This is a genomic window from Paraburkholderia sp. CNPSo 3274 (genome assembly GCF_024206475.1).
Classification (GTDB): domain Bacteria; phylum Pseudomonadota; class Gammaproteobacteria; order Burkholderiales; family Burkholderiaceae; genus Paraburkholderia.
Genome location: NZ_JAMBPR010000147.1, coordinates 1 through 8,583 on the forward strand (window position 1 = coordinate 1; position 8,583 = coordinate 8,583).

Here is an 8,583-nt window from a genome sequence, read left to right on the forward strand (position 1 = left end):
CAGCCGTATCAGCCTTCCCCGACATGGCTTTCGGGTCGGCCTGTGCATCGACGTTTTCGAGGCTTGCTCGGCGTTCACTCGCGTTACGGCCTGCACACTCGCGCTGTCACCGTATTTCGTGACACGCTTCACCGAAGGCTTCAACCGCTTCGTTACCTCCACGATTGCTCCGGTTGCTTCCGGCTGGAGCGGTTGCCGGGTGGGGCTTTCACCCACTGGAAAAGCGCCGCCTTGTCACGGCGCACGCCAAGGGCCGTCATTCACCGCTATGTTCGCTGGCCCCGCAGCCGGTACGCCCGGGCCTGCCTTGTTTTGTGGACGGTGGGCGCCGCAAAGCGCACGCGGCTCAGAAATGAGACAGCCCTGCACGTCCGGTCGGCTATCATGCATGTCCTCTCCGAAGTAGCTCCTTATGATTTCCGTCCGTAATCTCACGCTGCGCCGCGGCGTTAATGTCGTACTCGACCGCGCATCCGTCACCTTCACCCCCGGCGAAAAGATTGGTCTTGTCGGCCGCAATGGCGCCGGCAAGTCGTCCTTCTTCGGCCTGCTCAACGGCACGCTGCACGAAGATAGCGGCGAGTTCTCGATTCCCGCCGCATACAGGATGGGCCAGGTCGCGCAGGAGATGCCGGAGACCACGCAGAACGCGACCGACTTTGTCGTCGAGGGTGACACCGTGCTGTTGGCCGCGCAGGCCGAAGTCGCCGCCGCCGAGGCCAGCGACGACGGCATGCGCATGGCGCACGCCTACATGAGTCTGCACGACGCCGGTGCGCACGATGCCCCCGCACGTGCCCAGGCGCTGATCCTGGGCCTTGGCTTCAGTGCTGCGCAGCTTAGCCAGCCGGTCAACAGTTTCTCCGGCGGCTGGCGCATGCGACTGCAACTGGCGCGCGCGCTCATGTGCCCGTCCGACCTGCTCCTGCTCGACGAGCCGACCAATCACCTCGACCTCGACGCGCTGGTCTGGCTGGAAGCCTGGCTCAAGCGCTATCAAGGAACCCTGGTAGTGATCAGCCACGACCGCGAATTCCTGGACGCGGTGACGCAGGTGACGGTGCACGTCGACAACGCCAAGCTCGTGCGTTACGGCGGCAACTACAGCAAGTTCGAAGAGATGCGCGCTGAGCAGCTCCTGTTGCAGCAGGCCGCGATGGCCAGGCAGGCGGACAAGATTGCTCATCTGCAGAAATTCATCGACCGTTTCAAGGCCAAGGCCTCGAAGGCGAAACAGGCGCAGAGCCGGGTCAAGGCGCTCGAACGCATGGAAAAGATCGCACCGGTGCTTGCCGATGCGGAGTTCACCTTCGAGTTCAAGGAGCCCCTCAACGTCCCGAACCCGCTGTTGTCGATGCTGGACGCGAGCTTCGGCTACCCCGCGCCGACCGGCGCACTGCCGGGCACGCCGCCCACGGTCATCGTGCGGGGCATCAGCCGTTCCGTGCTGGCCGGGCAACGCATCGGCATTCTCGGTGCCAACGGCCAGGGCAAGTCCACGCTGGTGAAGACGGTGGCGCACTCGCTGGTGCCGATTGCCGGCGAAATCAGCGAAGGCAAAGGCCTGAACATCGGCTACTTCGCACAGCAGGAGCTTGACGTGCTGCGCCCGCTCGACACACCGATGGAACACATGATCCGCCTTGCCAAAGACACGCCGGCTCACATGCGCGCCCCCGGACAGAGTGGAACCGAACAATCGCTTCGGACTTTCCTCGGCACCTTCAACTTCAGTGGCGACATGGTCCATCAGGCGGTTAGCACGATGAGCGGCGGCGAAAAGGCGCGGCTCGTGTTGTGCATGATCGTGTGGCAGCGCCCCAACCTGCTGCTGCTCGACGAGCCTACCAACCACCTCGACCTGGCCACACGCGAAGCGCTAGCCATGGCGCTCAACGAATTCGAAGGCACGGTGATGCTGGTCAGTCACGACCGGGCCCTGCTGCGCGCGGTATGTGATGAGTTCTGGCTGGTCACCAGGGGCGGCGTCGAGCCCTTCGACGGCGATCTGGATGATTATCAGGAGTTCCTGCGCGACGAAGCCCGTCGCACGCGCGAGCAGGCTGCCGCAGAGTAGAACGGCGCCTGAGCTACCCCCCCCCCGGGGCGGGCGTTGCATGGGAGGCGAAGCGCGGACGTTCGCCAAGCACTGCAATCGTGCGGGCAAGCGCGCTCCAATGCAAGATATCGGCCAACTAGAGCCGTTCGGGAAACTCGCCTAATCGAGAAAGCCGCGACGCTGTTGCGCTGGCCCGCGCACCCGACGCGGGGTCCGCGTCCGTGGTATGAACACGTCGTTAGAACATCGTGCGAAGTCCGATTGCCACGCCCACTTGATTGGTCCGGCCAATGGTGTTGGTCGGAACGCCCTCGCCGTTGACCCCGCCCGGGTAGTCGGCGGAGAAGGCGCCTGTGCCGCGCGCGAAGTCCGTGATCCCGTACACTTCCGTGCGCTTCGTGAACGAGTATTCGGCGAGAACGGTAGCCGATTGGTTCACCCCCCTGCCGAGCGTGCCGTCGAGCAGTTCAGCATCGCGCGTCTGCCCGTAGTAGTAGGCGAACGTGAACAGCAGGGCAGGCATGGCGTGCCAGTTCGCACCGATGTAATAGGTGTCGTCGATACGGTTGGGGCTGCCACCCTTCAGTGTCGGCGCGCCAGATTGCTGCATGTAGCTGTCAGTCAGACCAGTCCGGTCCTGCCCCCGCAGCCAGCCGGCCAGCAGGCGGATGTCATGGGTGACCTGAAACGCGCCGCTGATGTGCAGAAAGTTGGACTTGGCGCCATTGATTGAGCTACCGACACTGGTGCCGACCGAAGAGCCGGTCGCAGATGTCGGCACCGAGACCTGCTGGAAGCCCGCGTTGAGCATGGCAGGGCCGTACGTGTACGTCAGTTCCACTGCATAGGTGGCGCCGAGACCGACCGCGCCCGGCTGGTTGCCAAAGCCGTAAAGGGCATTGACATCCAGTCCATCGAAACTGCCCTTGTACTTGACCGAGTTGTTGACTTCGAGGTAAGGGCCGATGCCGTTATACATCCAGCTGTTTTGCCAATAGTTGCCAACGGTCAGCGGGTCGAAGATGTCGCCCAAGGTGTCGTAGGCCGGCGCATATTGCCTGCCAAAGGTCAGCGAGCCCCACGTTTTGTTCGACAGACCCACGAAAGCTTGCCGACTGAACAGTGTGCCGGGGACGTGTAGTTGCCCATTGAAGGCTTCGAAGCCGTTCTCGAGGCGGAAGATCGCGGACCAGCCGTCGCCCAGATCCTCACTACCCCTCAAGCCCCAGCGGCTGTGGGTTTCCGGGCCGGACGTCATGGCGACCTGATCGTTGCCACCCGGGCCAGCATTCGTCTGATACCGAATGGCTTCATCGACGATGCCGTACAGCGTGACCGAGCTTTGTGCGAATGTCGACGACGCCGCGGTAGCGAAAAGCGCGCCAGTGGCGCTGGCAATGATTATTTTTTTCATTAGCTATCCACAGTAATTGGTGAGCGGACTGGGAAGGTTTTTCCACGCTCGAACAATAAGACCGTGAACGGGAGCGTAGCGCGTCATTTGATTGAGGCACAGATATTAGTTACGGGGTGTTGTTTATTTGCTGTACCGGCACAGGTATGCGCCAATCGTCTGATTATTAGATATGCAGGATAACGACCTATCCGTGGTTGATGCGCTGCTTTGAGCACGATGCATTGCCGATGCCGGGGAGTCTAGAGAATGGAGAAAGACTGAATTTTATTGGTGTGACCGCGGAGCTTTAATATAAAAATGAATTAAACGGAACATACTTTCGATGGCGCGAAGTTCACCGCTCGCCGTTCCACACGTTCATATCCGCGCTTCAGGAAACCGGCCATTGGGGAACGGTCGAAGTCGGCCAGCCGCGTCGGGCCCAGTACCCGTCGCTCGCGCATTCGCTAAAACGGCCTTTCCAGTTGCCGCTCCATACCCGAAACCTGCCAGACATATTCCGCCATCGCGCGTGCCGTTCAGTAAGTGTGTTCGGTAATCACACGTGCCACCGTCTCTAGCGACCGCTTGAGCGTGATCAGATCGACGGAACCGATTGCCAGGCGAATGGCGTGAGGCACGTGAGCCGAAGTCGAGAACGGCAGCGCAGTCGTCACGGAAATCCGCTCGCGCATCAATGCCATCGCAATCGCGTCGGCGCGGACCTCCGGTTCGAGTGGAATCCAGATGAAGTATGACGCTGGGTGCGCGATTCTCTTGAGCGGACCCAGAACCTCGGCGGCGAGACCCTGGCGTATCGCGGCATCGCTCCGCTTCTCGTCTTCGAGCCTGGCTGCCGTGCCGTCTTCCATCCAGCCGCAGGCGATGGCCGTCATGGTCGCTGGCGTGTTCCACGTCGTCGCCCGAATCGCCCGTTCGAGCCTCGGCACCCATTCGTGCGGTGCGTGGATGAAACCGATGCGCAGACCTGTCGCAACACTCTTCGACAAGCTCGACACATAGACCGTTGCCTCCGGCGCAAGCGATGCCAACGGCGGCGGCGCATCGTCTGCCAGGAATGCATAAGCGGCGTCCTCGATCAGAATCAGCCCATGTCGTCGTGCGATGGCGACAAGCTCGCGGCGCCGCGTCGCGCCCATCACCCAGCCGAGCGGATTGTGCAGGGTCGGCATCGTGTAGACGGCGCGCACCTTTCGTCGCTTGCACAAGGCCGCCAATGCGTCCAGATCCGGGCCGCGCCCGGCGGCCGGGATCGGTGCGAGTTCCAGCCGGCTGGTCTCGGCAGCCAGCTTGAACCCCGGGTAGGTCAGCGCGTCCACCGCCACCACGTCGCCGGGTTCGAGTAACGCCATCGCCGTTGTCGTCAGTCCATGCTGCGCGCCGCTCACGAACAGCGTGGTTTCGGCGGTCGCTTCCAGAGCCCGGCTGGCCAGGTGTCGCGCCGCGGTCGCCCTCTCGTGTTCGCGCCCGCCGTGGGGCTGGTATCGGAGCAGTGACTCCAGGTCTCCGGCCGCCGCGAGTTGGCGCAGTGCTGCCCTGAGCAGGTCGGTCTGATCGGGCGACGACGGATAGTTGAAGCTGAGGTCCACGGCGTCAGCGCTCCACGCATGCAGTTCGACGCCTTGACCGCGAGGCAGAGGCTCCTTGACGAACGTGCCACGGCCGGTTTCGCCGCTGACAAGCCCCATCGCCTGCAGCTCCGCATAGGCACGCGTTGCCGTGACCAGCGCCAGGCCCTCGCGCGCAGCCAGGTCACGGTGCGTGGGCAGACGCGCGCCGGGACGCAGACGGCCTGCACGGATTTCGGCCGCGAGCCGATCGACCAGCTGTTTGTAGCGAGGTTCCGGCATGGTCCAATGTATCCATGACAATAATTTGATTGTATTGATTGTCGGCCCTACCATGGCTCGACACAATCTCTTCCACCGTATGAGGCCGCCATGCACATCGCGATCCTGACCTTCGAAGGCTTCAACGAACTCGACTCGCTGATCGCATTCAACCTCCTCAACCGGGTCCGGAAAACCGACTGGCGGGTTTCGATTGCCAGTCCCTCGTCCAGAGTGCGTTCAATGAACGGCCTCGCGCTGGAGGCGCAAGTGTCGCTGAAGGACGCATGCGAAGCCGACGCGGTGTTGGTCGGCAGTGGAATACGGACGCGCGACGTCGTCGCCGATCCCGCGCTGATGTCGCAGCTCAAGCTCGACCCTGCGCGCCAGCTGCTTGGCGCGCAGTGCTCCGGCACGCTGATCCTCGCGAAGCTGGACTTGCTGCAGGGCGTTCCCGCATGCACGGACCTGACCACCAGGCCGTGGGTCGAAGAGGCTGGCGTACCCGTGCTCGATCAGCCGTTCGTGGCCAGAGGGAATGTCGCGACGGCTGGCGGCTGTCTGGCATCGCACTATCTCGCTGCCTGGGTAATCGCGCGCCTTGCAGGCATCGAGGCTGCGCGCAGTGCGATTCACTATGTAGCGCCAGTGGGAGAGAAAGAAACTTACGTCACGCGCGCGATCGAGAACATTTCGCCATTCCTTTAATTGGAAGCCGCTGACCATCTTCGCGCCCCTTCGAAAGTGCAGATCACGGCGCATGATATAATTCGCACGCGAACTAAATCGCACAATTTTATCTGCCCGGATATGAAGCATCGCCTCGTCTATCTATTGAATGTCGGACAGCGCCGACTGCAACGGTGGTCGCAAACGCGCGCGGCCGGCGGCGGCGTCACGGCAGCCCAGGCTGCGCTGCTGTTTTTTTTGGGTGATCGCAACGGCGCGCTCATGAGCGAAGCCGCTGCTGCCCTGGATCTGGGCGCACCAGGAATGAGCGGTCTCGCTGACCGGACAGAAAAGGCCGGGTTGATCGAACGTCGGGCTGACGAGACCGATGGCCGCGTGTCGCGCCTGTGGTTGACGGAGGCAGGACGTACCGCGCGCCAGAGGTCAAAGCGGCGCATGACGGACTTGAACGCCAGATTGACCGCAGGATTTACGGAAGCGGAGATTGACGTCGTGGCGCGGTGGCTGACCAGCCTGCAGTCCAAGTTTCCGCTCGCCGAAGACGGCGACGCGTAGCCTGAACCGTGGCCGGGCAGCAAGACATTGGCTAGTGCTGGGCAACCCTGGAGAAGTCCGGCTTGCGCTTCTCGGCAAACGCCGCGAATGCCTCCCTCGCCTCGGCGCTCGTCAGCCGCTCCTGAAATTTCGCGCTCTCGCTGTCCATTTGCGCAACCAGCGTCTCGGCTTCGCGCATCAGCTTCTTCATGGCGCTCAGTGAGCCGGCCGGCTTGGCGGCGATTCTTTCGGCCATCCTGCGTGCATCGTCGCGTAGTTGACCCGTTGCGCAGACCTTGTTGGCAAGGCCCCACGCGACGGCGGTTTGCGCGTCGAGCGGCTCCCCCAGCGCAAACATCTCGAACGCCCGGACGTGGCCGACGCGCAGCGGAAGCAGGTAGCTGGACGCCGCCTCGGGGACGAGGGCGAGATTGACGAACGGGGTAATCAGTTCTGCGTCTGGCGCGACCAGGACGTAGTCGCAGTGCAGTAGAAGCGTGGCGCCAATACCGACTGCCTTGCCCTGAACCGCCGCGATGATGGGCACGCTCGACTTCGCCAGGGCATGCAAAAAGCGATGCACGTGTCGCTCACTGGGGCCCTTACCCGATGCAATCGCGGCGAACTCGCCCACATCGTTGCCCGCGGTGAAGATGTCTCCGTCCCCTTGCACCAGCAATACGCGGATATGGCTGTCGTGCTCCGCGTTCTCGATGATGTCTGCCAGCGTGCCATACATCTCGTTCGTCAGGGCATTCTTCTTGTCCGCTCTAGCAAGCGTAATCGTCAGAATGCCGTCGGCTTGATCGACGTGAATTTCCGCACTCATGGTGCTCTCCTGAAATTTAGTTTGCATGCGAAGTATATAGGTAGTTCGCATGCAAAGTAAACCGGGGCCGGCCTGGTCGCAGCAGCCCGCCACGCCGGCGGGCTTTTTTGTTTTCGCAGTCGGAGCGGCGGAGTCGCGTGTCAAGCCGTGGCAAGGTGTTTTTCCAGTGACAAGGGGCTTATCGGGGCATCGGTGTTTTTACGCCCAAGAGCGCATCCGGTCCTTATTTCGTCTGAAGCATGGGGCTAAGGCCCCCTTACCTCGCCTCAAACACTCAAAAATATCTGCGGAATTAGATCCAGCATCCTGACAAAAGTACTGTATGAATGTACAGTTCGAGTGTATATCCGCAAATGCAACGTGTCGTTGTCTCGCTGCTCATCGCGCGGAGCCATTGAAAGCTATTTTTTGAGCACCAAGGCATGCCAGATGATCGGCGCGTAGCCCACATCGACATGGACGCATTCTTTGCGTCTTGTGAACTGTCGCAGTATCCCGAACTACGAGGCGAGGCCATGGTGGTTGCTGGTCGTCGCTCGGATGCGCCCCGAACAAACCCGGACGGCACACGCGAGTTCTCGCGGTTACGCGACTATGTGGGCAGAGGTGTCCTGACGACCGCGACCTACGAAGCTCGCGCACTCGGAGTGCATTCCGGAATGCCCGCCATGAAGGCCGCGCGGTTAGCGCCAGACGCGATTCTCCTGCCAGTGAACTTTGACCTCTACCGCGCGTACTCGCGACTGTTCAAAGATGCCGTTCGGTCAATCAGTTCGAGCATAGAAGACGTTGGAATCGACGAGGTCTACGCGGATGTTTCACTCACGAATGGCGATGCAGAGGCAATCGCGCGCAGGTTGAAGTCCGCGGTCTTCGAAGCGACCAATCTCACATGCTCTGTCGGAATCGCGCCAAACAAGCTGCTTGCAAAGCTCTGCTCCGATATGCAAAAGCCAGACGGCATCACAATCCTGAAACTAGTCGACTGCGTCATTGAAATGGCACTGGTCGAATTCGCCGCGATGGATCGTCATACTTCCATTTAATCGGCTTGGGATTCTTGTTGTGCTCGCGGATATAGCGCATCAGCTTGCGCTCCAGATCCTTTACCGTGGTGAAGATACCTCGCGCAATCACGTCGCGCTGGATGCGCGAGAACCAGTTCTCCACCTGATTTAGCCAGGAGGTATAGGTCGGCGTGTAATGCAACCGCACGTTTCGGTGT

7 protein-coding genes and 1 pseudogene are annotated in these 8,583 nt (G+C 61.5%); 4 read left to right on the plus strand and 4 right to left on the minus strand.

Features of this window, described 5'->3' with window-relative positions:
* The first annotated feature begins 412 nt into the window (after positions 1–412).
* Entirely contained in the window at positions 413–2,077 is a 1,665-nt protein-coding gene (locus M3I54_RS42735) for an ABC-F family ATP-binding cassette domain-containing protein (RefSeq protein WP_254346322.1), read from the plus strand.
* 220 nt (positions 2,078–2,297) lie between these two features.
* Here M3I54_RS42735 and M3I54_RS42740 read toward each other — a convergent pair whose 3' ends face one another.
* A complete protein-coding gene (locus M3I54_RS42740; protein ID WP_254346324.1) occupies positions 2,298–3,473 on the minus strand; it encodes a porin in 1,176 nt (391 codons plus the stop codon).
* 521 nt (positions 3,474–3,994) lie between these two features.
* Entirely contained in the window at positions 3,995–5,326 is a 1,332-nt protein-coding gene (locus M3I54_RS42745; RefSeq protein WP_254346326.1) for a PLP-dependent aminotransferase family protein, read from the minus strand.
* Positions 5,327–5,416: 90 nt separating this feature from the next.
* Between M3I54_RS42745 and M3I54_RS42750 the strand changes: the two genes are divergently transcribed.
* On the plus strand, positions 5,417–6,013 hold the full coding sequence (locus M3I54_RS42750; protein ID WP_254346330.1) for a DJ-1/PfpI family protein: 597 nt from the start codon (positions 5,417–5,419) through the stop codon (positions 6,011–6,013).
* A 102-nt stretch (positions 6,014–6,115) separates the two neighbouring features.
* The gene (locus M3I54_RS42755) at positions 6,116–6,550 is read left to right on the plus strand and encodes a MarR family winged helix-turn-helix transcriptional regulator (protein ID WP_254346332.1); all 435 of its coding nucleotides are present in this window, start codon (positions 6,116–6,118) and stop codon (positions 6,548–6,550) included.
* A 31-nt stretch (positions 6,551–6,581) separates the two neighbouring features.
* Here the strand turns inward: M3I54_RS42755 and M3I54_RS42760 are convergent, their stop codons facing one another.
* On the minus strand, positions 6,582–7,358 hold the full coding sequence (locus tag M3I54_RS42760) for an enoyl-CoA hydratase-related protein (RefSeq protein ID WP_254346334.1): 777 nt from the start codon (positions 7,356–7,358) through the stop codon (positions 6,582–6,584).
* A 422-nt stretch (positions 7,359–7,780) separates the two neighbouring features.
* On the opposite strand from M3I54_RS42760, the pseudogene M3I54_RS42765 reads away from it, so the two are divergent.
* Positions 7,781–8,344 (plus strand): annotated as a pseudogene (locus M3I54_RS42765) (DNA polymerase IV); the annotation flags it as partial.
* Positions 8,345–8,348: 4 nt separating this feature from the next.
* Here the strand turns inward: M3I54_RS42765 and M3I54_RS42770 are convergent.
* Positions 8,349–8,583: transposase (locus tag M3I54_RS42770; RefSeq protein ID WP_254337968.1), on the minus strand; the 235-nt coding region annotated here is incomplete at its 5' end.

Bases quoted from the DNA above. Each gene is read 5' to 3' on its own strand.
- M3I54_RS42745 (WP_254346326.1), bottom strand. From the start codon at position 5,326: ATGCCGGAACCTCGCTACAAACAGCTGGTCGATCGGCTCGCGGCCGAA.
- M3I54_RS42755 (WP_254346332.1), top strand. From the start codon at position 6,116: ATGAAGCATCGCCTCGTCTATCTATTGAATGTCGGACAGCGCCGACTG.
- M3I54_RS42760 (WP_254346334.1), bottom strand. From the start codon at position 7,358: ATGAGTGCGGAAATTCACGTCGATCAAGCCGACGGCATTCTGACGATT.
- M3I54_RS42740 (WP_254346324.1), bottom strand. From the start codon at position 3,473: ATGAAAAAAATAATCATTGCCAGCGCCACTGGCGCGCTTTTCGCTACC.
- M3I54_RS42735 (WP_254346322.1), top strand. From the start codon at position 413: ATGATTTCCGTCCGTAATCTCACGCTGCGCCGCGGCGTTAATGTCGTA.
- M3I54_RS42750 (WP_254346330.1), top strand. From the start codon at position 5,417: ATGCACATCGCGATCCTGACCTTCGAAGGCTTCAACGAACTCGACTCG.